Origin of the sequence: Caulobacter sp. DWR2-3-1b2, assembly GCF_049896345.1 — a bacterium.
Classification (GTDB): Bacteria; Pseudomonadota; Alphaproteobacteria; order Caulobacterales; family Caulobacteraceae; genus Caulobacter.
This window is the reverse complement of the sequence record NZ_JAFCUC010000002.1, coordinates 13,507-39,947: the sequence shown is the minus strand read 5'-3', so window position 1 is coordinate 39,947 and position 26,441 is coordinate 13,507. Positions and strand designations below refer to the sequence as shown.

Annotated in this window: 23 protein-coding genes and 1 pseudogene; 12 read left to right on the top strand and 12 right to left on the bottom strand. The window is 65.6% G+C overall.

What is annotated here, in order from left to right; translation table 11 throughout:
• The first annotated feature begins 177 nt into the window (after positions 1–177).
• Positions 178–1,725 carry a DHA2 family efflux MFS transporter permease subunit gene (locus ACP694_RS06565; RefSeq protein ID WP_426011336.1) on the top strand — a complete coding sequence of 516 codons (1,548 nt, stop codon included), beginning with the start codon at positions 178–180 and terminating at the stop codon, positions 1,723–1,725.
• A gap of 71 nt (positions 1,726–1,796) precedes the next feature.
• Here ACP694_RS06565 and ACP694_RS06560 read toward each other — a convergent pair whose 3' ends face one another.
• From ACP694_RS06560 to ACP694_RS06535, 6 genes are all read right to left on the bottom strand, one after another.
• A complete protein-coding gene (locus tag ACP694_RS06560) occupies positions 1,797–4,121 on the bottom strand; it encodes a heavy metal translocating P-type ATPase (protein WP_426011335.1) in 2,325 nt (774 codons plus the stop codon).
• 72 nt (positions 4,122–4,193) lie between these two features.
• Positions 4,194–4,604, bottom strand: coding sequence for a c-type cytochrome (locus ACP694_RS06555; protein ID WP_426011334.1), 411 nt, complete (start codon positions 4,602–4,604; stop codon positions 4,194–4,196).
• Complete coding sequence (gene adhP / locus ACP694_RS06550) at positions 4,604–5,638, bottom strand: alcohol dehydrogenase AdhP (protein ID WP_426011333.1); 1,035 nt, start codon at positions 5,636–5,638, stop codon at positions 4,604–4,606. Before adhP ends, ACP694_RS06555 begins: the two co-directional genes overlap by 1 nt.
• A gap of 99 nt (positions 5,639–5,737) precedes the next feature.
• Positions 5,738–6,148, bottom strand: a complete 411-nt coding sequence (locus ACP694_RS06545; RefSeq protein WP_426011332.1) for a response regulator — start codon at positions 6,146–6,148, stop codon at positions 5,738–5,740.
• A 74-nt stretch (positions 6,149–6,222) separates the two neighbouring features.
• Entirely contained in the window at positions 6,223–6,858 is a 636-nt protein-coding gene (locus ACP694_RS06540) for a response regulator transcription factor (RefSeq protein WP_426011331.1), read from the bottom strand.
• A complete protein-coding gene (locus ACP694_RS06535; RefSeq protein WP_426011330.1) occupies positions 6,848–8,731 on the bottom strand; it encodes a PAS domain-containing sensor histidine kinase in 1,884 nt (627 codons plus the stop codon). Before ACP694_RS06535 ends, ACP694_RS06540 begins: the two co-directional genes overlap by 11 nt.
• A gap of 208 nt (positions 8,732–8,939) precedes the next feature.
• Here ACP694_RS06535 and ACP694_RS06530 point away from each other — a divergent pair, with 208 nt between their 5' ends.
• Both ACP694_RS06530 and ACP694_RS06525 read left to right on the top strand, forming a co-directional pair.
• Positions 8,940–11,117 carry an acetate--CoA ligase family protein gene (locus tag ACP694_RS06530; RefSeq protein ID WP_426011329.1) on the top strand — a complete coding sequence of 726 codons (2,178 nt, stop codon included), beginning with the start codon at positions 8,940–8,942 and terminating at the stop codon, positions 11,115–11,117.
• Between the two features lie 148 nt (positions 11,118–11,265).
• Positions 11,266–11,484, top strand: a pseudogene (locus ACP694_RS06525) (GNAT family N-acetyltransferase); the annotation flags it as partial.
• A gap of 164 nt (positions 11,485–11,648) precedes the next feature.
• On the opposite strand, the gene ACP694_RS06520 reads toward ACP694_RS06525, so the two are convergent.
• Entirely contained in the window at positions 11,649–11,972 is a 324-nt protein-coding gene (locus ACP694_RS06520) for a hypothetical protein (protein WP_426011848.1), read from the bottom strand.
• Positions 11,973–12,071: 99 nt separating this feature from the next.
• On the opposite strand from ACP694_RS06520, the gene ACP694_RS06515 reads away from it, so the two are divergent.
• The 8 genes from ACP694_RS06515 to ACP694_RS06480 all read left to right on the top strand — a co-directional run bounded on the left by ACP694_RS06515 (position 12,072) and on the right by ACP694_RS06480 (position 21,840).
• The gene (locus ACP694_RS06515; RefSeq protein ID WP_426011328.1) at positions 12,072–12,653 is read left to right on the top strand and encodes an NAD(P)H-dependent oxidoreductase; all 582 of its coding nucleotides are present in this window, start codon (positions 12,072–12,074) and stop codon (positions 12,651–12,653) included.
• Between the two features lie 197 nt (positions 12,654–12,850).
• Positions 12,851–13,513: a cyclic nucleotide-binding domain-containing protein gene (locus ACP694_RS06510; protein WP_426011327.1), complete on the top strand. Its 663-nt coding sequence runs from the start codon at positions 12,851–12,853 to the stop codon at positions 13,511–13,513.
• An 8-nt stretch (positions 13,514–13,521) separates the two neighbouring features.
• A complete protein-coding gene (locus ACP694_RS06505; RefSeq protein WP_426011326.1) occupies positions 13,522–14,301 on the top strand; it encodes an HAD family hydrolase in 780 nt (259 codons plus the stop codon).
• Entirely contained in the window at positions 14,298–16,604 is a 2,307-nt protein-coding gene (locus ACP694_RS06500; RefSeq protein ID WP_426011325.1) for a glycoside hydrolase family 65 protein, read from the top strand. The genes ACP694_RS06505 and ACP694_RS06500 overlap by 4 nt, the downstream gene beginning before the upstream one ends.
• A 100-nt stretch (positions 16,605–16,704) precedes the next feature.
• Positions 16,705–17,553: a universal stress protein gene (locus ACP694_RS06495; protein ID WP_426011324.1), complete on the top strand. Its 849-nt coding sequence runs from the start codon at positions 16,705–16,707 to the stop codon at positions 17,551–17,553.
• 31 nt (positions 17,554–17,584) lie between these two features.
• On the top strand, positions 17,585–20,122 hold the full coding sequence (locus tag ACP694_RS06490; protein WP_426011826.1) for a cation-translocating P-type ATPase: 2,538 nt from the start codon (positions 17,585–17,587) through the stop codon (positions 20,120–20,122).
• A 35-nt stretch (positions 20,123–20,157) separates the two neighbouring features.
• The gene (locus tag ACP694_RS06485; RefSeq protein ID WP_426011323.1) at positions 20,158–20,679 is read left to right on the top strand and encodes a pyridoxamine 5'-phosphate oxidase family protein; all 522 of its coding nucleotides are present in this window, start codon (positions 20,158–20,160) and stop codon (positions 20,677–20,679) included.
• 81 nt (positions 20,680–20,760) lie between these two features.
• Positions 20,761–21,840 (top strand): ArsO family NAD(P)H-dependent flavin-containing monooxygenase, encoded by a 1,080-nt coding sequence (locus ACP694_RS06480; protein WP_426011322.1) that lies wholly within the window; start codon positions 20,761–20,763, stop codon positions 21,838–21,840.
• Between the two features lie 329 nt (positions 21,841–22,169).
• On the opposite strand, the gene ACP694_RS06475 is transcribed toward ACP694_RS06480, so the two are convergent.
• The 5 genes from ACP694_RS06475 to ACP694_RS06455 all read right to left on the bottom strand — a co-directional run bounded on the left by ACP694_RS06475 (position 22,170) and on the right by ACP694_RS06455 (position 25,500).
• Positions 22,170–22,781 carry a substrate-binding domain-containing protein gene (locus ACP694_RS06475; protein WP_426011321.1) on the bottom strand — a complete coding sequence of 204 codons (612 nt, stop codon included), beginning with the start codon at positions 22,779–22,781 and terminating at the stop codon, positions 22,170–22,172.
• Between the two features lie 272 nt (positions 22,782–23,053).
• Entirely contained in the window at positions 23,054–23,485 is a 432-nt protein-coding gene (arsC, locus tag ACP694_RS06470; protein WP_426011320.1) for an arsenate reductase (glutaredoxin), read from the bottom strand.
• Between the two features lie 3 nt (positions 23,486–23,488).
• Entirely contained in the window at positions 23,489–24,568 is a 1,080-nt protein-coding gene (gene arsB, locus ACP694_RS06465; protein WP_426011319.1) for an ACR3 family arsenite efflux transporter, read from the bottom strand.
• A gap of 27 nt (positions 24,569–24,595) precedes the next feature.
• A complete protein-coding gene (locus ACP694_RS06460) occupies positions 24,596–25,132 on the bottom strand; it encodes an arsenate reductase ArsC (RefSeq protein ID WP_426011318.1) in 537 nt (178 codons plus the stop codon).
• Complete coding sequence (locus ACP694_RS06455) at positions 25,129–25,500, bottom strand: ArsR/SmtB family transcription factor (RefSeq protein WP_426011317.1); 372 nt, start codon at positions 25,498–25,500, stop codon at positions 25,129–25,131. The genes ACP694_RS06460 and ACP694_RS06455 overlap by 4 nt, the downstream gene beginning before the upstream one ends.
• Positions 25,501–25,559: 59 nt before the next feature.
• On the opposite strand from ACP694_RS06455, the gene arsH reads away from it, so the two are divergent.
• The gene (arsH, locus tag ACP694_RS06450; RefSeq protein ID WP_426011316.1) at positions 25,560–26,303 is read left to right on the top strand and encodes an arsenical resistance protein ArsH; all 744 of its coding nucleotides are present in this window, start codon (positions 25,560–25,562) and stop codon (positions 26,301–26,303) included.
• Positions 26,304–26,441 lie beyond the last annotated feature (138 nt).

The following is a 26,441-nucleotide window of genomic DNA, read 5'->3' as shown; positions in this document are numbered from 1 at the left end:
GCGGCGGCGGACGCGCGGTCGGTTTGTGGTCATCAGCTTAACCAGTCGACGGCGCTCAAGGTTCCGCCCATGTGGTATTGGCCGCCGGACGACGGAACGTCATCCATCGCCAACGCATTTGCCAAGCGTCGCGTCACGGCCTCGCCGGGGGGCCGGCACGGCTGCGGGACGCTCGCCTTGCCCCATATCTTCGAACACGACCGCGTGCCGGCCAGGGTGTGGGCCGGCTTCGCCATCATGTGCCTCGGCATGTTCATGGCGATCCTGGACATCCAGATCGTCGCTACCTCGATGCCGACCATTCAGCAGGCCCTGGCGATCGCGCCCGACCAGATGAGTTGGATCCAGACGGCCTATCTGATCGCCGAAGTGATCGCGATTCCACTGACCGGGTTTCTGACGCGCCTGCTGACCATGCGCTGGCTTTTCGTCCTTGCCATCGGCGTGTTCAGTTTGGCCTCTCTGGGCTGCGCCATGAGCACTGGCTTCGCGCCTCTCGTCGCCTGGCGGGTCCTACAGGGATTTTCAGGTGGCACGCTGATCCCGGCGGTGTTCTCGGCGGTATTTCTGCTCTTTCCTGAACGCCGGCAGGCCGTGGCCACGACCATCGCAGGCGTATTGGCCGTCCTGGCTCCCACGATTGGCCCGATCGTCGGTGGCTGGGTCACCGACACCTTTTCGTGGCGGTGGCTCTTTCTCGTCAATGTCGGGCCGGGATTGATCTGCGCCTTGCTGGCTGCCTGGCTGCTGCCGGTGGAACGACCGGTGGCGGGGGAGGCCCGGCGCCTGGACATCCTGTCACTTGTGCTGATGGCGCTGGCCTTGGCGGCCTTGGAGCTGGCGCTCAAGGCGGCGCCGCAGCGTGGGTGGATTTCGCCGCTGGTGGTGAGCCTCCTGGCCTTCAGCCTGGTGGCGTCTGGGTTCTTCACGCGGCGCACCCTCAGGGCGGGTCATCCCATCGTGGGCCTGCGGACCTTCAAGGATCGCAACTTCGCCATCGGCTGCCTCTTGAGCTTTGTCCTGGGTATTGGGCTGTTCGGTTCGGTCTATCTTATGCCTGTCTTCCTGGCCTTCGTGCGCGGCCATGACGCCTTCGAAATCGGCAAGATCATGTTGGTGACGGGCATGGCCCAACTAATCACCGCGCCGATCGCCGTGGCGCTGGAACGCCGCGTCGATGCGCGGCTGCTATCAGGCGCGGGGTTTCTTCTCTTCGCCGTTGGCCTTGGCCTCAGCGCTTTCCAGACCGCCGACACCGATTTTTCGCAGATGCTCTGGCCGCAGGTGTTGCGCGGCGTGGCGATCATGTTCTGCCTGCTGCCGCCCACCCGTCTGGCTCTGGGGCACTTGGAAGCGTCGCGGGTTCCGGACGCCAGTGGTCTCTTCAACCTGATGCGCAACCTCGGCGGCGCGATTGGCTTGGCGCTGATCGACACGGTGATCTACAGCCGAGCGCCGATCCTCGGCCGGGCAATCGCCGGACGGCTGGAGGCCGGCGACGTCGAAACCGCAAAGGCCGTAGGCATACCCCTGGACCTGTTCCTCGCCCGCGGACCAGGACCCGCCGACGCGGACACCGTGGCGATCCTGGCGCCAATGGTGCAACACCTCGCGCTGGTCCGCGCAATCAACGAAGCGTGGGCATTAATAGCCCTTTTGACGCTCACGGCCGTGCTTGCTATTCCGGTGGCGAGGGGCGCTGAGCCGATTAAGCCCCATGGCTGACGTCGACCCAAGTGTTTGATAAGCCAAAGCAACGGCGGCAACTCCGAGAGACGATTAGCCCCCCACCCCCGCTATGCCTGGAGCTTCACTGTGCGGAGTCGCAGGGCGTTGCCGATTACGCTGACCGAAGACAAGGCCATGGCCAGGGCGGCGACGGCCGGCGAGAGCAGCCATCCGAGGGTCGGATAGAGAACGCCCGCCGCGATCGGAATGCCAGCGACATTGTAAGCGAAGGCGAAGATCAGGTTCTGGCGAATATTGCGCATCACGGCCCGCGATAGCCGCCGGGCCCGGACGATGCCCTGCAGATCGCCCTGCAGCAGGGTCACCCCAGCGCTCTCGATAGCGACGTCGGCGCCTGCGCCCATGGCGATGCCCACCTCGGCGGCGGCCAGGGCGGGCGCGTCATTGACGCCATCGCCTGCCATGGCGACCGACCGACCCTGCGCGCGCAGCTTCTGCACGACCTTGGCCTTGTCTTCCGGCAGCACCTCGGCCTCGACCTCGTCAATGCCCAGCTTGGCGGCCACGGCCAGGGCGGTCGTGCGGTTGTCGCCCGTCATCATCACCAACCGCACACCGTCGGCCTTCAAGGCGCGGATGGCCTCGGCCGTCGTGGCCTTGATCGGATCGGCGATCCCCAGGACACCGGCCAGCTTGCCGTCGACTGTCGCGAAGATCGTCGTCGCGCCATCCTTGCGCAAGGCGTCGGCCGTGGCCTCCAGCGACGAAAGATCCACGCCCTGTTCGGCCATCAAGCGGGCGCCGCCCAGGGTCACATGCTTGCCATCGACCACACCGACGACCCCCTTGCCGACGGGCGAGTCAAATTCCGAGGCTTCGGAAAGGGTCAGCTGGCGATCCTTGGCGGCCCGCAGAACGGCGTCGGCCAGGGGGTGCTCGCTGCCGCGCTCCAGACTGGCGGCGAGGCGCAGCAATTCGACCTCGTCGAAGCCGGCGGCCGGCTTGATCGCCGTCACCGCCGGTCGCCCCTCGGTCAAGGTGCCTGTCTTGTCGATCACCAGGGTGTCAATCTTCTCGAAGCGCTCCAGCGCCTCGGCATTCTTGATCAGGACGCCGACCTGGGCGCCGCGGCCGACCCCGACCATGATCGACATCGGCGTCGCCAGTCCCAGCGCGCAGGGGCAGGCAATGATCATCACCGACACCGCCGCCACGAGCGCATAGGCCAGACGCGGCTCGGGTCCGACGAGCGCCCAGACGACGGCGGCGAGAAGCGCCGCGCCGATCACCGCTGGCACGAACCATGCCGAGACCTGGTCGGCCATGCGCTGGATTGGAGCGCGGCTGCGTTGGGCCTCCGCCACCATCTGGACGATGCGCGACAGCAGGGTCTCGGCACCGACCTTTTCGGCCCGCATGACGAAGGACCCGGTCTTGTTGATCGAGCCGGCGATCACCTTGGCTCCCGCTTCCTTAGTGACAGGCATGGACTCGCCGGTGACCAGCGACTCGTCAATCGACACCCGGCCTTCGGTCAATTCTCCATCCACGGGGACCTTCTCGCCGGGGCGCACGCGCAGACGATCGCCCACAGCCACCAGGTCCAGCGTCACCTCTTCGTCCGATCCGTCGGCCTTGATCCGCCGAGCGGTCCGGGGCGCGAGGTCCAGCAAGGCCTTGATCGCGCCCGACGTCCGCTCGCGCGCCCGCAATTCCAGCACTTGGCCCAACAGCACCAGGACGGTGATCACCGCAGCGGCTTCGAAATAGACCGGCACGCCGCCCATGGCGTCGCGGATGGCGGGCGGGAACAGTCCGGGCGCGAACAGGCCAAACAGGCTGTAGCCATAGGCCACGCCCACGCCCATGGCGATCAGGGTGAACATGTTGAACTTGCGCGTCACCAACGATGTCCAGCCGCGCGTGAAGAACGGCCAGCCGGCCCACAGCACCACCGGGGTCGAGAGGGCGAACTGGATCCAGCTGGAGATCTGAGCCGGAACCCATCGGCCATGGCCCATCACGTGGGCGCCCATCTCCAGGACAAAGACCGGCAGGGCGAGCGCCAGACCAACCCAGAAGCGCCGGGTCATGTCGGCCAGTTCGGGGTTGGGGCCGCTGTCGACCGTCACCGTCACGGGCTCCAGAGCCATGCCGCAGATTGGACAGACGCCGGGACCGACCTGGCGGATTTGCGCGTGCATCGGGCAGGTGTAGAGCGCCCCGCCTGACGCGGCGGCCCGAGGGGGCTCGGGCTTGGCTTGGTAGGCTCCTGGATCGGCGACAAACTTGCCCAGGCACCTGGCTGAACAGAAATAGACCGTTGCTCCCTGGGCCTCGACATGGTGGCGCGCGGTTTCCGGATCGACGCTCATGCCACAAACCGGATCCTTGACGGTGGTCGAGGGCGAAGGGATCGGGTGCGAATTCATGAAATCTCCAATGCGCTCCACCTAGCTTCAGTTGCTTGAGCGGTGCAGCAAGCCTTGGCCCGGCGTCGAGCTTCAGCGGCTTGGCGGTTGGATGGCCAGCGGGCGCGGATCGAGGTTTCTCAGATAGGCTTTGAGCTGAGCGACCTCGTCATCGTCGAGATCGGCCATCGGCATGCGCGGGTGAGACGGCGGTGAGCCTTCCTCGGGCATGCGGCTGGGACGCAACATGCCCTCTTGCAGGATCACGTCGAGGCCGCCAGGCGGATAGCGATCATGCAGCGTGCGGAACGGCGGCGCATCGGCGAGCTTGCTGTCGCCCGCCGCCACCGCGTGACAGCCGCCGCAGTTACGTTCCGCGATCCGTTGGCCGCCCGACATCCCGGTCGGCGGCCGTTGAGGTTGGGCCCCGGCCAACGTGCAGGCTCCGACCAGACTGGCCAGCAGAACGCCGGTGGCCAACGTCGCGACATTGAACGTCTTCATCAGGCGTTATCCTGGAAATCGAGCACCACCCGGCCCTCGATCTCGCCACGGCTCATACGATCAAAGATGCTGTTGATGTTCGAAAGCCCCTCGGCATGAACGATCGCCTTCACCCTTCCGTCGGCGGCGAAGGCCAGCGCCTCCTGGAGGTCCAGGCGGGTGCCGACGATCGAGCCGCGGACGGTAATCCCGCGCAGCACGGTGTCGAAGATCGACAGGGGAAAATCGCCGGGGGGCAGGCCGTTCAGCGCCACCGTTCCGCCGCGCCGGACCATACCCATCGCCTGGGCGAACGCCGTGGGCGAGACCGCCGTGACCAGGACGCCCTGGGCGCCGCCGATCTCCTTTTGCAGGAACGGACCCGGATCGATGTTGCGGGCGTTGACGGTAACGGACGCGCCGAGGCTCTTGGCCAGGCTTAGCTTGTCGTCGTCGATGTCGACGGCCGCGACCTTGAAGCCCATGGCCTTGGCGTACTGGACCGCCATGTGGCCCAGGCCGCCGATCCCGGAGATCGCTACCCAGTCGCCCGGCTTGGCGTCGGTGACCTTTAGGCCCTTGTATACGGTGACTCCGGCGCAGAGGATCGGCGCGATCTCAAGAAAGCCCATGTTGTCGGGCAAGTGACCCAGATAGTCGGCGTCGGCGACGACATATTCGGCGAATGCGCCATTCACCGAATATCCGGTGTTCTGCTGGGCCTCGCAGAGCGTTTCCCAGCCACCCAGGCAATGAACGCAGTGGCCGCAAGCCGAGAACAGCCAGGGCACGCCGACCCTGTCGCCTTCCTTAACGTGCTCGACGCCCTCGCCGACCGCCACCACGGTTCCCACCCCTTCGTGACCGGGGATGAATGGCGGAGACGGCTTGATCGGCCAATCGCCATGCGCCGCGTGAAGGTCGGTGTGACAAACCCCGCAGGCGGCGATCTTCACCAGGACCTGGCCACGGCCGGGATTGGGGATCTTCACCTCCTCGATGACCAGCGGCTGGCCGAACGACCGCACGGAGGCGGCCTTCATGGTCTTGTCCATGGCGTATCTCCAAAGGCGCAGGACCAAGCAAGAGCCGGTCGGCGTGTATCCACACCTTGGATATCGACCCGGCGCGGCGAGCGCATTTGGGACTATTACTTAGGTCGCCGGATCGAGGGGGACCCGGGTCAGTCGCTCCACGGCCTCGACCAGAACGCTGTCCACCAGCGGCTTTTCGACCACACCGCTGAACCCCGCCTGGTGAGCGCGCGCCACGAGTTCGGCGGTATGAAAACCGGTGATCAGCAGCGCCTGGCCCGTCCAACCCAGATCAAGCAGTCCCCTCAGAACGTCGAACCCGCTCAGCTCCGGCATCTTGTAGTCGGCCACCAGACAGGCGGCCGATAGCGCACGAGGGTCGGCGAGCAGCGCCGCCCCTGAGGCGTAGGCGCGGACATCCAGGCCCCGGCCGCGCAAGAGCAATTGAAGAGAGCGTCGGACCCCGTGGTCATCCTCGACCAGCAACACCTGGGGGCGACTTTGCTCGGACGGGATCAAATCGCGGTTCATTTTAGGGCCTGTCGGACGCGGCCTGACAAAGGTGACGCTTGGGCACCATGTCGCACTGCATTACCAGGCCGTCGTTACGTATTGGTCCTAGGCTGCCCATCCTGAAGCCCCGCTGCGAAAGCGATCCGCAGGGCTTCGGACAGACTGTTGACCTGCAGCTTGGTCATCAGATTGGCGCGATGCACCTCGACCGTCCTGGGCGAGATGCCAAGATCGAAGGCGATGGTCTTGTTGGGAAGGCCCTGAGCCAGGCCTCTCAGGACGTCCTGCTCGCGTCCCGTCAAGGCCGCGATGGCCACTGCGGCGTCGGTGGCGCGGGCCGAGCGTCCGTTGGCGTCGTCGAGCCGCTCGAACGCCGCCACGATGGCGCTCAACAAGACGATCTTCTCGAACGGCTTTTCGATGAAGTCGACCGCGCCGGCCTTGATCGCCCGCACCGCAATGGACACGTCGCCATGGCCGGTGAGCACGACGATCGGCATCGAGACACCCCGTTCGGCCAACTGGCGTTGCACCTCCAGGCCGTCCAGGTCCGGCATGCGGACGTCCAGAAGCACGCACCCCGGCTCGACGGTCTTGGCGGCGCTCAGGAAGGCGACACCCGACGCGAAGGTCGTCACCGCATAGCCCGATGTCTTGAGCATGAAACCGGCCGAGCGCCGGATTGCCTCGTCGTCATCGACGATGTGGATCATTCGCCTATCGGCCATCGCCAGGCTCCAGCTCTGCTCTGACCAGCGTGAAGTGAAACTGCGCGCCGCCGCCAGGACGCGCCTCGAACCAGATGCGGCCGCCATTGGCCTCGACGATGGTGCGACAGATCGACAGCCCCAGGCCCATGCCATCGCTCTTGGTACTGACAAAGGCGGTGAACAGTCCGTCGGCGACAGCCGGCGCGACGCCAGGTCCATTATCAGCGACGGTGATCCGCACCAGGTTCTCACCGTCCGGGCGACTACACAGCCACAGTCGCCGATCGGGACGATCCGCCATCGCTTCCGCAGCGTTGCGCGCCAGATTGATCAGTACCTGCTGGATCTGCACCTTATCCACCAGGACGGCGCCAATCGCCGGATCGAGGGAAAACTCCAAGGCCACGTCACTCTCTCGCGCGCCCATCAGGCCCAAGGCTGCGGCTTCACGCACCAGGGCCTCGACATTTTCCGCAGTCTTGTCGACCTCGCCTCTCGCGACGAAATCACGCAGACGTCTCACGATGTGGCCAGCCCGGAGGGCTTGGCCGGCGGCATCGGCCAAAGCTTCGCGGATCATCGGCATATCGTTCAGATCAGGCGTGGCGAGCAGATCACGCACCGCCTCGACATAGTTGGTCACGGCGGTGATCGGCTGGTTGAGTTCGTGGGCCAGGGTTGAGGCCATGGCTCCCATGCCGCTGACCCGGGCGACATGGATGAGTTCGGCCTGCAACTCTTCTAGTCGGGCTTGGGTACGCTGTTTTTCGGTGAGGTCGCGGATGAAGCCGGTGAACACCCTCTGCCCGTCCCCGACCGCCTCACCGACCGACAACTCCATGGGAAAGGTGGATCCGTCCCGCCGCATGCCGACCACCACCCGACCGATACCGATGATGCGACGCTCGCCGGTCGTGACGTAGCGTTCGAGGTAGCCGTCATGTCGCTCGCGATCCGGCTGCGGCATGAGACATCGGATGTTAAGGCCCAGCATCTGCGCTTCCGGACTGCCAAACAGACGCTCCGCCGCGGCGCTGAACGACAGGATGGATCCACTCTGGTCGATGACGATCATGGCGTCCGGGACGGTCGCGAGGATGGACCGCAGATGGTTGGCGCCCGCGCTCAAGGATTGCTCGCTGGCCCGCTGGTCGGTGATATCACGCAGGACTTTGGCGAACCCCTGGAGGACTCCGGTCTCGTCAAGTAGCGCGGTGATCGAGACATGAGCCAGGAACTCCGACCCATCCTTGCGCAGCCGCCAATCTTCCTCCTCGAACTTACCTTGCGCCCGAGCGCGCGCCAGATCGGCTTGAGGCTTTCCGGCCTGCCGGGCGTCCTCCGGATAAAAAGTCGACAGATCGAGGCCCAAGGCCTCGCCCTCCTCCCACCCCTTTAGACGCTCGGCGCCCGCGTTCCAGATCATCACGCGACCTTGCGGATCGAGCATGTAGATCGCGTATTCCGTTGCGCCGTCGATTAGCAAATTGAGCTCGCGAGCCACGCGGGCGGCTTCCTGGGCGCGGTGTTCGGCGCCCAGCTCGCTGGCGATGGCACGCCGCCGGAAGCCCCCGATCCGGCTTCCGATAAAGATCACGCCACTGGCGGCGATCACGAAGCTGATCGGTTCGATCAACCTTTCTCCTTGCGGCGACAGGCCGCCACTGATGAGCAAGCTCGCAAGCAACCCCAGGACAGCGGCGCATACCCCGGCGCCGACCCCGCCCAACGCCGCGGCGGCGACGACCGGAACCATGAACAGGAGGTAGGACGAGCGAAGCCCGAACCAGGTTTGCAAAACCCAACCGACCAGAGCCGCGAGCAGGACCGTAACGAACGTGGCGCCGTAGCCCTGCGCAAGGATCTGGGCTCTGCGACGGATGTCTGGCATGGGCCCTCCGCCAGGCATCGCTGGAGCGCGACGCGGACAGGACGCCCCGGACCGCGCACCAGATATCAACCATGCCCGTCTGGTGAGCGTGGCGCAAACGACAACCGGCCTCGCCGGTTGATTGAGGGACTCTACGGATAGCCGGACCGCGCTCGCCTGAGCCAAGTCCCTGGGCTTTCACGCGCCGCGTGCGCCGCCCGAGGTCGCCATGTCCCTGCACAACCTTTCCAAGCTGCTGTCACCGGACTCCGTGGTCGTTGTCGGCGGGTCGGACCGTCCAGGCGGGGTGGGACAGGTTGTGGTTTCCAACTTGATGGTGGGGGGCTTTGCCGGCGCCGTTCACATCGTCAATCCACGTCGGGTGAAAGTTGCCGGCGCCCTGTGGTCGGCCAGTATCGCGGGTCTTGCCTCGGTTCCCGATCTGGCCGTGGTGATCACGCCAGGACCTGCCGTGCCTGAGGTCATCGCTCAACTTGGCGCGCGGGGCGTGAAGGTGGCGGTCGTGATTTCTTCCGGAATCACTCACGCCAATGGATTGCGCGCAGCGATGCTGGCGGCGGCCAAGCCGTCGGGCTTGCGGATCATCGGCCCAAACGGCCTGGGCCTCCTGGTTCCGCCGGCGCGGCTCAACGCCTCCTTCGCGCGCGGCGCGGCCGCGCCCGGACGCCTGGCCTTGATCTCCCAGAGCGGGGCCCTGATCAGCGGCATCGTCGATTGGGCCTCGACGCGGGATATCGGCTTTTCGGGGATCGTTTCGGTGGGAGACATGGCCGAGGCGGACTTGGGCGACCTCCTCGACCTGTTCGCCGCCGACCCGCACACCGACGCCATCCTGATGTACGTCGAGGGCGTGACCAACACCGCCAAGTTCATGTCGGCGGCGCGAGCGGCGACGCGAATCAAGCCGGTGATCGCCTTGAAGGCAGGACGAACCGCGGCCGCCGGCAAGGCGGCGCTTTCCCATACCGGCGCCTTGGCCGGGGCTTACGACGTCCATGCCGTCGCGTTCGAGCGCGCGGGCATTGTCATGGTCGAGACGCTGAGCGGCCTGCTCGACGCCGCCACGGCCCTGTCGTCGCGATCGGCGCTTCCCGGTTCCCGCCTGGCGATCGTCACCAACGGCGGTGGGGCGGGCATCCTGGCGCTCGACGCTATGACCTCCACCGGCGCGAGACTGGCCAATCTGTCTCCGGAGACGCTTTCAAAACTCGACCTCGCGCTTCCCGAAGGCTGGTCGCATGGCCATCCGATTGATGTAATGGGCGACGCCCATGCCGGCCGCTATCGCGCGGCGCTCGATATCGTGCTTGAGGACGCCGGGGTCGATGCGGTCCTGGTGATCAACTGCCCGACCGCCCTCTCCTCCCCTGACGAAATCGCCAGGGACCTGATCGCCGGCCTTACGCAGGCGCCGGCGCGCCGATCGCTCAAGCCGATCCTGGCCTGCTGGTTGGGCGACACCAATCGAGAGGCCGTCGGCCCGATCTTCGCGGCGGCCAGGATCCCGCTGTTCGACACGCCGGACGCCGCGATCCGCGGGTTCGGCTACCTCGTCGCCGCGCAACGCGCCCGCGCGAGCTTGACGGACGCCCCGACCGGTCGTGTCGAGGGGGTCGGCGACCAGGCTGCGGCCCAGGCGCTGATCGCTTCGGCGCGTGTCGAAGGCCGCACCCTGCTCAGCGAGATCGAGGCCAAGGCGCTGCTCGCAGCCTACGGGGTTCCCGTGGTCCCGACCCGGTTCGCCGCCACCGCCGACGATGTCGGCCAGGCCTGTGAAGGGCTCAAAGCGCCCTACGCCGTCAAGATCATCTCCCCACGGATCAGTCACAAGTCGGACGTCGGCGGCGTGGTTCTAGACCTCGCCGACGCCGACGAGGCCGTCGCGGCGGCACGGGCCATGGCGGAGCGGATCGGCTGGGAGCATCCGGAGTTCGACATCAAGGGCTTCGCCGTCGAAACCATGGTCGTCCGCGCGGGAAGCCACGAGATGATCGTCGGGATCGCCGACGACGCCACCTTCGGCCCCGTGATCATGGTCGGGGCTGGCGGCAAGGCCGTCGAGGTCCTGAACGACAAGGCGCTCGGCCTGCCGCCACTCGATGACGCCCTGGCGCGCGCCATGATCGACCGGACCCGTATATCGCGGCTCCTGGCGGGCTATCGCGATGAGCTGCCCGCCGATGTGTCGGGCGTGATCGCCGTGCTGGAGGCGCTGTCGGCGATCGCCGTCGACCTGCCCGATATCCTGGAGCTCGACATCAACCCCCTGCTGGTCGACGCCCAAGGCGTCCTGGCGCTCGACGCCCGGATCGTCATAACGGCGCACGCCAGCCAAGGCACACGCATGGTCATCGCGCCGGCGCCATTGACTGCGCAGCCGATCTGAAGACCCGCTCTGGCCTGGCCCTCCACGTTCGCCCGGTTCGCCCCGACGACGAGCCGGCGATCACCACGTTCTTCGCCGATCTGACGCCCGAGGACCTGCGCTCCGGTTCCTCAGCAGCCTGAGCGCCGCCGATGGTGGCCGCCTGGCGATGATGACCCAGGTGGACTATTGCCGCACGATCACCTTCCTGGCCTTTGCTGAGGACGGGCAGACGGTGATCGCTACGGCGATGCTCGCCACCGGAGCCGATCCGGAGCGCGCCGAGGTCGTCCTTTCGGTGCGCTCGGACCCGAAGAGCAAGGGTCTGGGCTGGACCCTGCTCGACCATGTCCTGCATTACACGCGCGCCCGGGGCGCGAAGGTCGTGGAATCGATCGAGAGCGCTGACAGTGATCGGGCGATCCGCCTGGAATGCGAGATGGGCTTCACGGTCCGCGCCTGCCCGACGAGCCGGCGCTGCGCATCGTGGAGCGCAGGCTCACCCTGCCCGCCTCGCTCATGCCAGGCGGCTGAGCCGGGAAGGGCTCCGCGCTATTCCGCGCGCGTGAGCGGAGCCGCCTCCTGCCCGTCCCTCGCCAAGAGGTTCGTCGTCAGCTGGCTTCCGCGAAAGGCCGCGTCTTCAATGGCGGCCAACAGATCCTCACCCCGCTGGGAGGTGCGGTCCCTGCCCAGCAGACGTCGCGCGGAGACGATGACCGTGAAAAGATTGCGCAGGTCGTGAATCGTTTCGCGATGAGAACTTTCGGCGAACTCAAAGTCCGATTGTGAACTGAGCATGGAGATCTCCCGCAGCGGCACGGCTCGTTGTCGTTCACCCTGATCGCCGCCGACATCCGCAATTTCCCTTAGGTGCATGCCATCCGATCTCGAAGGCGCATGATCCGGATCAAGGCGAGGCGCCCAATTGCCGCTAGCGATGGCGCCAGCAGCCCGTCCACCTCCTAGGAAGTCGTCATGAAGACCGCCGTCATCCTCGCCCACCCCAAGCCGTCAAGCTTCTGCGCCGCGGTCAGCCGCACCTGTGTTGAGACGATCGAGGCGTCGGGCGCGGAGGTGGTGCTGCGGGATCTTTATGCGATGGACTTCGATCCTCGCCTCAAGACCGGCGAGCTCCCGACGCCGCAAGGCTGGACCATGGCGCCCGACATCATCGCCGAACGTGCTCTCCTGGCTGACGTCGAGCATTTCGTGTTCGTCTACCCCTTCTGGTTCAACGCGCCGCCAGCCATTCTCAAGGGCTATATCGATCGGGTGTTCAGCATGGGTTTTGGCTACCAGCCTGGATCCCACGGCGGCGATCCCCTTCTAGTCGGCAAGACCCTGATGACCTTCTCGACCTCTGGCGCGCCGGAACATTGGATCGACTCCACCGGCGCCCTCAATGCCCTGATGAGCGTGTTCGATCTACATTTGGCGGCGGTGACGGGCCTTCGGGTCCTGGGACATGAGCACCTGGGCGGCATCGTCGCCCCCATGCGCCAGGACGCCGCCGACGATCTTCTCCAGCGGGTTCGCGCTTCGGTCTTGGCCGTCTAACCGGCGCTAGAGCATTTCCCGACCTGACTTCGTCAGGCCGTGAGCTCTAATCTTCTGTTTTGACGCATTTTTCTTCACGCGAACCGGAACCACTTCGCTCGAAAAATGCTCTAGCGGCGGCGGCGCTCTAAGTATTGTCACCAATGTCACCGCTCCCCGCGACGCCATATCCATGATGGCGTTCCTGGAGACGCCGGATGACCTTCTGCACCCTCACGCCTGATCGCGCGCCGATCTCGATCGCCGGATGCGCCCCGCAAGATTCTTTCGAGGCCATCGGCGCGCATCTGCGCTTCGAGGCGGGCGAGGAGATCTATGCTCAGGAGGAAGACGCCGATCTGCTCTACCGGGTTCTGGTGGGTTCGGTGCGCCGGACCCGCCTGCTGGAAGACGGCCGCCGGCAAGTGGGCGGCTTCTACTTCCCAGGCGACTTCTTTGGCCTTGAGATCGGAGGCCAGCACCGATCCTCGGCCGAAGCCTTGGATGCGGCGAAGGTGCTCGTCATCGAGCGCTCGGCGCTCAAATACCATGGCGAAGACGGGGTCCGCGTTGAGCGTATGAGTTGGCTAGCCACGGGGCTCGAACTTCAGCGCGCCGAAGACCACATGATGCTTCTCACCCGCAAGAGCGCTTTCGAGCGCGTGTCGGGTTTCCTGTTCGAGATAGGCGCTCCAGCGCGTGGCGCATGGACCCAGTTGTCCATGAGCCGCCAGGACATTGCCGATTATCTGGGCCTGACGATCGAAACCGTGTCGCGGATGGTCACCCAGATTCAGGCCGAAGGTTTGGTGGTGTTCGACGGAGCCCGCCGCTTTCGGGTCTTGCAACACACCCGGCAGGCCTGCCTGGCGGCGGCCTGAAGGACCTTATGGTTCCCCCGCCTGAAGTCCAGGGACTTGCCCCCGGCCCCATCGCCCAGCGCGAACCCAGCACGCTGGCCGCCGTCATTTTCGACGTAGATGGTGTGCTGCTGGCGTCGCCTCACGAGCGGGCCTGGCGTGAGGCGCTGACCGGATTCGGCGATTCGGCGCAATTCACGACGGGGCTCTATCAAGCCAAGGTCGCTGGAAAGTCGCGCCAGGATGGGGCGCGGGCCGCGCTTGAGGCCTTGGGGGTGGCCAACTGGGAAATCCAGGCGGGCGCCTATGCCAAAGCCAAGCAGACCCGCCTCGAAGCCCTGATCGCAAAGGGCGGCGTGCGCGCCTTTCCTGACGCCCTAAGATTGGTGGCGGCTTTGGCGAGCCTTGGCTTTCCCATGGCGGTCGCCTCGGCCTCCAAGAACGCGAGCGCCATGTTGCGGGTGATCACCTTGACGGGCGGCCGCCGCCTCGCTGACTTTTTTGCCGCCGAGATTTGTGGCCGTGACCTGGCCCGGGGAAAGCCGGACCCCGAGATTTTCAGCCTGGCCGCAGCGGAACTCGGCATTGACCCCCATCGTTGTCTGGTCATCGAGGACGCGACGTCCGGGATCATGGCGGCGCGGGCCGCGGGCATGACCGCGCTGGGCGTCGCGCGATTGGACGATGCGGCGCCGCTGCGCGCGGCCGGAGCCGATCTGGTGGTCTCCAGCCTCGATGAAATAAGCCTGCGCAGCCTTAAGCAGGGCCGACTTGGCCTTCGCCTGGCGGGAACGGACGTTGAGCGATGACCGACCCGTTCGCGCCGACAGCCGATCCCACTTGGTTATGGACGGAGGCGGGCTGCGACCCGCTGCGCCAGAGCAGCCGCGAGACACGCTTGGCGATCAGCAATGGCTTTCTGGGTGTCAGGGGCGCTCCGGCCCTGAATCGCGGCGGAGGCCGGGTCGCGCCAAGCCGCACCTATGTCGCGGGCCTGTTCGACACCGCCTCGGCGCAAGGGTCGGTTTCGGCCCTGGCGCCCGGTCCCGATTGGCTACGGGTTCGGCTCGCGACCGCTGCGGGACTCCTCGCCCACGATCCCGAGGCGATCTCCGAGCACAGCATGACGCTCGACATGAGGCGCGGCCTTGTATCGAGCGATTGCCACTCCGTCGAGGCTAGGGGCTTGCGCCTGGGTGTGCGGTCGCTGCGCCTGGTGTCGCTGAGCCAAAGACAGATCGGGCTTCAGGGGCTGCGTCTCCGCGTCGATGACGGCGAGAGTGACCTGACGCTGGAGGCCGACTTCGAGGGCCTCGATCTGGGGCTCATCCCCGAATGCCAGGAGCGGGACCGGGGCGTTTGGCGCACGCGGCGCTCGGCAAAGCGACTGGCGATCGCCTCGACGGCGTCCGTGTTGATCGATGGCGAAACGCTGGCGGGCGAAGTCTTGAGTCCCTTCCATCGGCGCTGGACGTGGAAGGCCAGTCCGGGGCAGCAGATCGATTTCGAGCGCATCGTTGCTTTTGTCCGCACGGACGCCGCCGACTTTGACGTCGATGTTGTCAAGGCGGCCCCGTCGGTCCTGGCCCGAGCCGTCCGGCGCGGCTTTGCGGGCTTGATCGCGGACCATGCCGCCGCCTGGGCCGAGCGCTGGACATCAAGCGACGTGCAAATTGACGGCGACCCGGCCGCTCAGCAGGCCCTGCGGTTCGCCCTGCATCACCTGAACGGCGCGGCCGACCCGGAGGACGAGCACGTGTCTATCGGCGCGCGGGCCCTGACCGGAGAGGACTATCTGGGTCATACCTTCTGGGACACCGAGATATTCCTGCTGCCCTTCTACACCTTCACCTGGCCAAGCGCGGCGAGGGCTTTGTTGATGTACCGCTTCCACACCCTGGAAGGCGCGCGCGCCAAGGCGGCGGCCATGGGCTGGCGCGGGGCCCTATATGCCTGGGAGTCAGCCGACACCGGCGCGGAAACGACCCCAGACCAGTGGGTCGGTCCCGATCGTCAGGTCCTCGATATCCTCACCGGCGAGCAGGAACAGCACATCAGCGCCGACGTCGCCTATGCGGTCTGGCAATATTGGCGGACGACCGACGATGAGGCGTTCCTGCGCGAAGCGGGCGCGGAGATTCTACTGGAGACTGCACGCTTCTGGGCCAGCCGCGCCGCTCCGGACACAGACGGTGTGCATCACATCCGGCGCGTGATCGGGCCTGACGAGTATCACGTAGGCGTTGATGACAACGCCTACACCAACCTCATGGCACGCTGGAACATCCGCCGGGCCCTGGAGGTCGCGGCCTGTTTCTCCGCGCGGTGGCCAGCGGCGTGGACGGCGCTCTCGGGTCGGCTTGGCTTGACGCGGGTCGAGATGAGCGACTGGTCCCGTGTCGCCGAAACGATGGCTACGGGCGAGGACCTGGCGACGGGCCTGACCGCACAGTTCAAGGGCTTTCTCGATCTGGAAGACATCGACCTGGCCGCCTATGCCGGGCGGTCCGTGCCGATGGATACCGTGCTGGGTCGCGATCGCACCGCCCGGTCCCAGGTGATCAAACAGGCCGACGTGGTAGCCCTGCTGGCGCTGTTACCGGACGAGTTCACGCCGCAAGCCACACGCGCAAACTTCGCCTATTACGAGGCGCGATGCGGTCACGGCAGTTCGCTTAGTCGGGCCTTGCATGGCTTGGTCGCCGCTCGCCTGGGACAGCTCGACAAGGCGTTGTCCTATTTGCTGCAGTCGTCCGCCATAGATCTGGGCGACACCCATGTGGCTATCGCCGGCGGCATCCACACCGCCGCCCAGGGCGGGGTCTGGATGATCGCCGTGCTCGGGTTGGCGGGCCTGGGCCTGCGCGACGACGGCCTGTCATTGGAACCGCGACTGCCCGACGCCTGGCTCGGCCTGACCTTCCCCGTCCAATGGCGCGGTCGCCAAGTCAGGATCAAGATCGACCGCAGGACGTGTCGGCTGGAGGCGACCCTGGAATCCGGCGGGGCGATGGTGCTCTGGGTCGAGGGTGAACGTTATGACCTTGGCCTTGGGCGACCGGTCATCGCCGAGCTCACTCCCTTGGCCTCTGATCCTAGGCAAGCCCCGTGACCTGCTCTCCCCCAACGTTCCGCTGTCGTCGATATCGGCCGACGGGCACGCGCGCCGCCCGATGACACCTTTGATCCCACCAAAATCCGGAGTTGTCGAGATGGCCTTCCGTGACCTGTTGATGCATATCGACACCTATCCGACGCCCACGCCGGAGGCCGTGATCGAGGAAGCCGTCCTGTTGGCCGCCAGCCTTGGCGACAAGGTCACCGGCCTGGCCTTCGAGATCGAGATCGCCGTTCATAGCAATCGCCTGGCCGACTACCTGATCGGGCTGAGCGCCATGGCCGCCGCCGAGGAGTCGCGCAGCAGCCAAGCCTGTCAGGACGTGTTGGGGCATTTTATCGGCCGGGCGAGGGACGCGGGGGTCTACAAGGACGCCATCTCCGCCAAAGCAAATCACTATGATGTCGCCGGCAAGGTCGCCAAGGTCGCCAGGACCTATGATCTTTGCCTGTTGCCATTGGTCGATGGCCCCAACGGTCAGCTCGACACCGCGCAAAGTGTGATCTTCGAGTCCGGACGACCGATTCTGACCTTCCGACCGGGTACGGCGGCGGCGCTGACCCAAGGCCCAAAGGAGGTTGTGGTCGCCTGGGACGGCAGCCGCAACGCCGCCCGAGCCCTGGCGGACGCGCTGCCGATCCTGATCCGCGCCAAGCATGTGCGGATCCTGACCGTCTTGAACGAGAAGCCTGGCGTCCTATCGACGACCGGCGCCCAGGCGCAGCGTCATCTGGCTGCTCATGGGGTCAACACCACGCTGGACGAGGTGGATGCCGGCGGCGAAGCGATCGGACCGGCCTTTGACCGATATCTCGATGGGACGGCGCCGAACCTGCTGGTCATGGGCGCCTACGGCCATTCCCGCACCCAGGAATTCCTGCTGGGCGGCGCCACCCAGCACATGCTGGCGCGTCCAGGCTGCCCCGTCCTTCTGTCGCACTGACCTCTAAGACCGGCGAGCGCCGGCGGATCGGATCTGCACTATGGCACGCGACGTCCTGAGGGGACTGACCAAGACCGAGGTCGCCCAGCGCCTGTCCGAATTTGGTCCCAACGCCCTGCCGCAAGCCTCGGCCCGAGGGCTGGCGCGGATCATCCTCGACACCCTGCGTGAGCCGATGTTCCTGCTGCTGATCGGCGCCGCCGGCCTCTATCTGGTGCTCGGAGACCTGGGCGAGGGCTTATTCCTGATGGCCGGGGCCTTAGCCACCATCGGCTTGGTGGTCCTGCAGGAAGCCCGTAGCGAGCGCGCCCTTTCGGCGCTGCGTGATCTCTCGCAACCGCACGCCCGGGTAATCCGCGATGGGGTAGAAGCGCGCCTGGCCGCGCGTGACCTGGTCCCCGGCGACATCGTGTTGGTTGGCGAAGGCGAGCGCCTGCCCGCCGACGGCGCGCTGGTGGCCGGCGACGTCCTGAGCGTCGACGAGTCCGCGTTGACGGGCGAGTCCGCACCGGTTTCAAAACGTCCGTTGACGGACGGTGAAACGGCCGATGCCGACACCCAGCCCGGCGCCGAGACGGGACCCTATCTGTTCTCCGGCACCTTGGTGGTTCGCGGCCAGGCCGTGGCCCGGATCGGCAAGACCGGTCCCAGAACGGCGCTGGGCAAGATCGGGGTGTCGCTGGCGGCCATCGTCCATGAGCCTACGCCGCTGCAAAAAACGGCCGGACGCCTGGTCACGCTGCTTGGCCTGGCGGCCATCGCCTTTTGCGGCCTCGTCACCCTTGCCTACGGTCTGCTGCGCCAGGACTGGGTCGGGGGCATGCTGGCCGGGATCACTGTCGCCATCGCCCTGATCCCCGAGGAATTCCCGATGGTGCTGGCCGTCTTCCTGGCGCTGGGCGCCGGGCGGCTGGCCAGGCAAAAGGTGCTGGTCCGTCGTAGCGCCGCGATCGAGGCGCTGGGCGGCGCCTCCTTTCTCTGCGTCGACAAGACCGGCACCCTCACCCAAAACAAGATGCGGGTCGCGCGCCTGTGGACGGAAGACGGCGACTGCCTCGTCGAACCGGATACAGCGCCTGGCGGCGGCGCGGAGCAACTGCTGGAGATCGCCGGACTGGCCTGCGCCGTTCGCCCGGTCGATCCAATGGACAAGGCCGTTCGAGCGCTCCTGACGCCAGGCGACACGGTCTCGCCCGTTACCGCGAGTGAGCCCGCCAGGACCTGGCCGCTTCGCCCCGAAATGATGGCCATGATCCAGGTCTGGTCAGCGCCCGGAGGTGAGTGGCAGGCCGCCGCCAAGGGCGCGCCCGAGGCGATCTTCAGGCTTTGCCGCTTGCCCGATGACCAGGCCGAGCGCTTGACTTCCCTTGTCGAAGAGTTCGCCGTCCAGGGTCTGCGCGTCCTGGGCGTGGCCTCCTGCCAGACGAAGACCCCCTTCCCGGATGACCCCGTGGAGGCGCCGTTCGCATTTGCTGGGCTTGTCGGTTTCCTCGATCCCGTCCGTCCAGACGTGCCCGCGGCCCTGAGAGAGGCGCGAGAAGCCGGGATCTCCGTGCTGATGATCACCGGCGATCATCCCGCCACCGCCCTGGCCATCGCCAAGGCGGCGGGCCTGGATGTCTCTGGCGGCGTCTTGCTCGGCGACGAGATCGCCGCCCTGGACGACGCCGCCCTGGCGGAGCGCCTTGGCCGGACCCAGGTCTTCGCCCGCATCATGCCCGAGCAGAAGCTTCGCATCGTCCAGGCTCTCAAGGCCGGCGGCCAGGTCGTCGCCATGACCGGCGACGGCGTCAATGACGCGCCGGCCCTCGAAGCGGCGCATATCGGCATCGCCATGGGTCAGAGGGGCACCGATGTGGCCCGCGAGGCCGCCGACCTCGTCATTCTCGACGACAGCTTCGCCTCGATCGTCGGTGGCGTCCGATTGGGCCGACGGATCTTCGCCAACCTGCGCAAGGCGCTGGTCTATATCACCGCCATCCACGTTCCCATCGCCGGGGTGGCGCTGATCCCGATCGTCATGGGTCTGCCGCCCCTGCTCTACCCCATGCACGTCGTGTTTCTGGAACTGGTCATCGATCCGGTCTGCGCCATGGTGTTCGAGGCCGAACCGGGCGGCGCCGGCGCGATGAAGCAGCCGCCCAGACCGCGTGATGAGCCGCTATTTGGCCCCAGGCAACTTGGCCTGGCCATGTTGCAGGGCGCCGGCGTCCTGGCCGGGGTGTTGGGTGTCTATCTCTGGTCGCTCGGCCATCAAGGGGAGGAGCAGGCCAGAGGCGCGGCCTTCCTGACGCTTGTCGCCGGCAACCTCACGCTGGCCTTGGCCGACGCCTCGTCGTCAGGGGGGCGTCTGTTCGCGCCGCATCGCAAGATCTACTGGCTGATCACCTCGGCCGCAGCGGGCTTCCTGGCCCTGATCTTCGCTGTGCCGACCCTGGACGCCATCTTCAAGGTCGCGCCGCCCTCACCGGGCCTGTTGGCCAGCGCCCTGCTGGTCGGGTTCGCCAGTGGCGGCTGGTTTGGCTTGGTCCGAACCCTGGGCGCGCGCCTGCCAAGCCGCTCAACTTGATGACCCATCTCAGCCGCTAGAAAAGGAAGACAGCAATGCCCCTTACGCCCCCGCCTTCAAGTCAGATCCCGCAGAGCGCCGATGAAGCCAACCTTCAGGCGCGCATCCTCTCTGTCCTCGACAGTCGCCATCTGATGGCCCTGGCGACGAACCGGCCCGACGGTTGGCCCCAGGTCACGCTGGTGAACTATTTCCGGCGCGAGCACGCGCTCTATTTCGTGGTCGCCACCGGCAGCCAGAAGTTCGCCAACATTACCCGAGACCCGCGGGTGTCGATCGCCATCGGCGGCGGCGCGGCGGGTCCCTACAGCCTGTCGATGTCCGCCCATGCCACCGAAGTTCGCGACTTCGAACTGATCGAACGCCTGAACAAGACGATCCAGGCCCTACCACCCGAGTCCGGGTTCACACCGCACCCTGGCGCCAACAGCGTCGTTCTGCTGGAAGCCCAGCCTCAAATCATCACCCTGGTGGACTATGCGACCCCACCGGGCCATCGCGAGGTCCTCACCGTCGTCGAGCGTTGGACGATCCAGCGGACAGAGGGTCCTCAATGAGCTTTTAAGCCGCCGAACGCGTCGAGGGCCTCGCCCCAGCAGCGATAGTGCCCTCGATCGAAGCTGCCCGGAGGTGATGAGATGGTCGCCAATGAAACTCGGACCCGCGATGTCGCGATCATCGGCGGTGGCCAATCAGCCTTGGCGACGGCTTACTTTCTTCGCCGCACCAACCTGTCCTTCGTCATTCTCGACGGCGAACCGGCGGCTGGCGGCGCATGGCGTCACGCTTGGCCCTCCTTGCGTCTCTTTTCCCCGGGGCAATGGAGTTCACTCCCGGGCTGGCCGATGGCGCCCACCGGGGACGCCTATCCCAGCCGCGAGGAAGTCATCGATTATCTGAGTCGCTACGAGGCTCGGTACGGCTTGCGAATCGAACGTCCGGTCGAGGTCCTGAACGTGACCGCGAATTCTGACGGCATGGAGGTGGCGACAGACAAGGGGGCCTGGCGCGCCGGCGCCGTGATCAGCACCACCGGCACCTGGCGTGCGCCCCATATCCCCGACTACCAAGGCCGTGACCAATTCCTGGGCCGTCAGGTCCATTCGGCCCATTATCAAGGCCCCGAGCCATTCGCCGGCCAAGCCGTTCTGGTCGTCGGCGGCGGCAATAGCGGAGCCCAAATCCTAGCCGAGGTTTCGCAAGTGGCCGGGACGGCCTGGGTGACACAGCAACCTCCAAGCTTTCTGCCTGACGATGTCGACGGGCGGGTTCTATTTGAGCGCGCCACCCAACGTTGGAAGGCTCAGGGAGGGACAGGGCCGGAAGGTCCGCCACCTGGTGGCCTGGGCGACATCGTGATGATCCCGGCGGTTCAAGCAGCGCGCGGTCGTGGCGTGCTCCATGCCGTGCGCCCATTCACCAGGTTCGTCGCGACCGGCGTCCTTTGGGAGGATGGGAGCGAGAGTACGGTTGATGCGGTAATTTGGTGCACCGGGTTTCGGCCGGCTCTGAAACACTTGAACTCGCTGGGAGTCGTCAACACGGAAGGCAAGATCGACGTCCAAGGTACGCGGTCGGTTCTCGAGCCAAGGCTCTGGCTGGTCGGTTATGGCGAATGGACGGGCTTTGCCTCGGCGACACTGGTGGGCGTCATGCGCGGCGCGCGGCAGACTGCGCAGGAGGTCTTCGGCGTTCTCAAGGGTGAAAGCGCCAGATAGTAGGCGATTGACCCAGGCGAGGCTTTCCCGCTCCAGATCCGACAGCGGGCGTAGCCCCTTGCTGGTCATTGTCCGGTTGCCCCAGCCTGGCGTCGCGGGCGTCGAGCCGTCCGCGACGCCAGCCAATGCCGATGCCGATGCCGATGCCGATGGCGATGCTATTTGGACGAAGCCGCCATCGGCGTCAGCTTGATCGCGGTCGTCTTGGCGGCCTGTTGCTGGGCCGCGGCTGCGGCGCCAAGCCGTGGCCTTGCAGATACCCTCCACGCCCGATGGCGGCGTCGGAGACGAACCCGGCCACGAATTCCCGCAGGCACGCAGGCACGCCGTCACGCCGACATTAGCCTTCTTGACGTAGATGTAGAGCGGGCGAGACAGGGGTAGAACCCGTCGATGATGGTTTGCGGGGTGGGTTTGACGCCATTGATGGAAGCGGCCTTCAGTTGCCGCTTGTGCTCGTCAAGGAACGAATAGCCCCCCAGCGTGCCGGGGATCTTTTCGATCAGGCCGACGATATCCTCGTCGTTCTCGCCGGCGTCGACCCAGCCGCCGTCCGACAGCATCGGATCGACCTTGGCCTTGAAGGCCGCCGGATCCTGAGCGCGCGGCGCCTCGTTGGTCGGAAACTTGCGGGCCCCCGGCTCGATGGCCAGGTCCACCCAGGCGTCGCGAGTACCCGAGCTGGCGGGCGGACCATAGACGATGATCTTGCTGGCCGGCAGTTCGGCGCCGACCTCGTTCCATTGCTTGTAGGGGTTTTTCACGAGGTCGCCGCCGCGCAGCACGTTGGCGGAAAGTGCCAAGTATAGGTGTTCAAGCTTGAAGGCGTAGTCGGGCGACTTGTCGTCGGTGGCGACCACGATGCCGTCCAGGCCGATCTTCAGTTCGACGATGCCTTTCACCCCGGCCGCCTGACAGGCGGCGAACTCGGCTTTGGTCATCGGGCGCGAGGCGCTGGCGATGTCAGGGAATTTGTCGCCGGTCCCGGCGCAAAAGCGCTAGAAGCCGCCGCCGGCGCCCAGGCTCTCGATGCGCGGCGGCTTCTTGCCGGTCTTCTTGTGGAAGGCTTCTGCCACGGTGATGGAGAGCGGATAGACGGTCGAGGATCCCACCGCCCAAACCGTGTCCCGGACGGCCTAGGCGGTCGAGGCGCCGATCAGAAGGGCTACGGCGGCGGCGACGCATAGCAAGGTTTTCATCGGGATGTTCCTGATCAGTCTTGGGGGTTGGCGGTCAGGGAAACGACTTCACCGTCTTCCTTGGTGAAGCTGTCGGGCTTGCGATCGAGCAGATCGAAGACGACTTCGGACGGCCGACACAGCTTCACGCCCTTGGACGTGACCACCAGCGGGCGATTAACGAGAACTGGCGTTGTGACCATGGCGTCGAGGATCGCATCCTCGCTGACGCCGTCCCCCAGCAAGCCAAGTTCGGCGGCTGGCGTGCCCTTTTCGCGCATCAACTGGCGAAAGGTCAGGCCGGCTTCACCGGCCAGAGCGCGCAGTTGATCGTGGGTCCAGCCGGCTTGCAGATATTCTACGATCTTGGGCTCGTAGCCGGCGGAGCGGACCATCTCGACGACGTTGCGAGACGTACCACAAGCGGGATTGTGAAAGATCACCACAGGAAAGTCAGCGTCGCTCATGGGTCACCGGTGCGAAGAGGAAGAAAGGGGTTTACGGCCTAGCGAGAGCTTGCGAACTGCGGCGCCGCGCTCGTACCAAGGCTTGCTGGCGTTCACGATCGCGACGATTGACAGCATAACCGGGACCTCGATCAGAACCCCGACCACAGTGGCTAGCGCAGCCCCGGACTGGAAACCAAAGATCGAGATCGCGGCGGCCACGGCCAGCTCGAAGAAGTTGCTGGCGCCGATCAGGGCCGACGGGCCCGCGACGCAGTGGGCTTCGCCAGTCAGGCGGTTGAGAATGTAGGCCAGGCCAGAGTTGAAATAGACTTGGATCAGGATCGGCACGGCAAGGATGGCGATGATTAGTGGCTGCTTGAGGATCTGGTCGCCCTGGAAGCCAAACAGCAGGACCAGCGTCGCCAGCAAGGCGATCATCGACAGCGGCTGCAGATTGGACATCAAGGCGTCCAGCGCGGCCTGACCGCCGGACGACAGCAGCGCCTTCCGGATCAATTGAGCGGCGATCACCGGCACGAGGATGTAGAGCCCGACCGACAGGGTCAGGGTCGACCACGGCACGGTGATGGCTGACAGGCCCAGGAGCAGGCCGACGATGGGCGCGAAGGCCACGACCATGATGGTGTCATTGAGCGCCACCTGGCTGAGCGTGAAGTGGGGCTCGCCGTCGGTCAGATTGCTCCAGACGAACACCATGGCCGTGCAAGGAGCCGCCGCCAGCAGGATCAGGCCGGCCATATAGCTGTTGATCTGGTCGGCCGGGAGGTAGGGGCGGAAGACATGGGCGATGAACACCCAGCCCAGCGCCGCCATGCCGAACGGCTTGACCACCCAGTTGATAAACAGGGTCACGCCGATCCCGCGCCAGTGGTTCTTGACCTCGCCCAAGGCGGCGAAATCGACCTTGATCAGCATGGGGATGATCATCAGCCAGATCAGGCCGGCCATCGGCAGGTTGACCTGGGCGACCTCAAGCGCGGCGATCCCGTGGAAGACCGGCGCGAAGAAGTGGCCAAGGGCGACGCCCACGATTATGCACAGCCCCACCCAAACGGTGAGGTAGCGTTCGAAAATAGACATGAAGCAGCCTTGGTCGGAGGAAGAGCGTTAGGCGGCAGGCTCGTCGGGCGCCCTGGACTTGCCGATTTCGTCGAGCCGCTTTTGCAGCGACATCTTGTCGATCGACGCCATCGGCAGCGCGCAGAACAGGGTGATGCGGCTGTTGAGTTGGCGATAGGCTTGAGCAAAGGCCAAGGCGATCTCAGCCTCGGTTCCGACGGCCGCTGACGGATCAGGAATGCCCCAGTGGGCGCTCATCGGCTGGCCGGGCCAAATCGGGCAAACCTCCCCGGCGGCGTTGTCGCAAACGGTGAACACGAAATCGAGATCCGGCGCGTCGGGGTTGCCCGCCTTGGCGAACTCATCCCAGGCCTTGGAGCGCAGGGTGTCGGTTTTGTAGTTGAGGTGCTTGAGCAGGTTGATGGCGTAGGGATTGATCGTGCCGCTGGGCATCGATCCGGCCGAATAGGCCTTGAAACGTCCAGCTCCGACCCGGTTCATGATCGACTCGGCCAGAACCGATCGCGCCGAATTGTGGGTGCAGAGAAACAGGACGTGCTTCACGTCAGCTTGGGTGGCGGTCATTCTGTCTCCAATTCGACAAGGCAGGTCCCATCGCACTCGGCGGCCCGGGCGACGATTTCGTTCAGGGGCGCGCAAATCTCGGGATTGCCGCCGCAGCAGTCTTCCATCAGGAAGCCCAGCAGGCCGGTCATCGCGCCGTAGGCGGCCGAATAGATGATCGAGCGGCCATCGCGGCGAGACACGATCAGTCCGGCATGGCTCAGAACATTGAGGTTGGCCGACAGGGAGTTGGGGATCATCGAAAGCTGGCGCGCGATCTCGCCGGCCGAAACGCCCAGGTCACCAGCCTTGACGAGCAGACGGAAGATCGCCAACCGGCCTTCGTGGCCGAGTGCGGAGAGACTTGCGACGGCGACTTTAGATTCCATATTTCTAATTTAATGGAAACGTGTGACGAAGCCAAGACAGTTCGAGGAATTTGGAAATCATGACCGACCTGCCCGCGCTCCAGTCGCAATTTCTCACCGCGCCAACGCAGGGCCAGCTTGAGCCAAAGGCGCCCGCGGCTCATGCGCCTCGGATCCTGCTGCTCTATGGGTCACTCCGCGAACGCTCGTTCAGCCGGCTGCTGGTCGAGGAGGCGGCGCGCATTCTGCAACTGCTGGGGTGCGAGACCAGGATCTTCGATCCGCGCGACCTGCCGCTCCCCGACGCGACGGGTCCGGACCATCCCAAGGTCCAGGAGCTTCGGGCGCTGTCGCTATGGTCCGAGGGCCAGGTCTGGTGCAGCCCGGAACGCCACGGCGCCATCAGCGGGATCATGAAAGCCCAGATCGATTGGATCCCGCTGGAGATCGGCAGCGTGAGGCCGACCCAGGGCCGCACCCTGGCCGTTATGCAAGTCAGCGGGGGCTCACAGTCGTTCAACGCGGTCAACACCCTGCGCCTGCTGGGTCGCTGGATGCGGATGATCACCATCCCCAACCAGTCGTCGGTCGCGATGGCCTACAAGGAATTCGACGATAACGACCGCATGAAGCCTTCCGCCTACTACGATCGCGTCGTCGACGTGATGGAGGAGCTGGTGAAATTCACGCTGCTGACCCGAGACCGTGCCGACTACCTGGTTGATCGCTACAGCGAACGCAAAGCCAGCAGCCGGATCAGCCTAGAAACGACGCCCCGTCATTCCCATTCAATCATCAACGGTTCAGCCAAGCGGCTATTTTGACCCACTTTTCCTACTGTACGTTTCGCTAAACGCCGTCACCGATTACGTCATTTTGGATCGCGCTAAACCCTTGTTTTCACTTAGACTTTTTGACATAAAATTCGCGTTATAGTCGCCCAAATTTGCTGACTTTCGCAT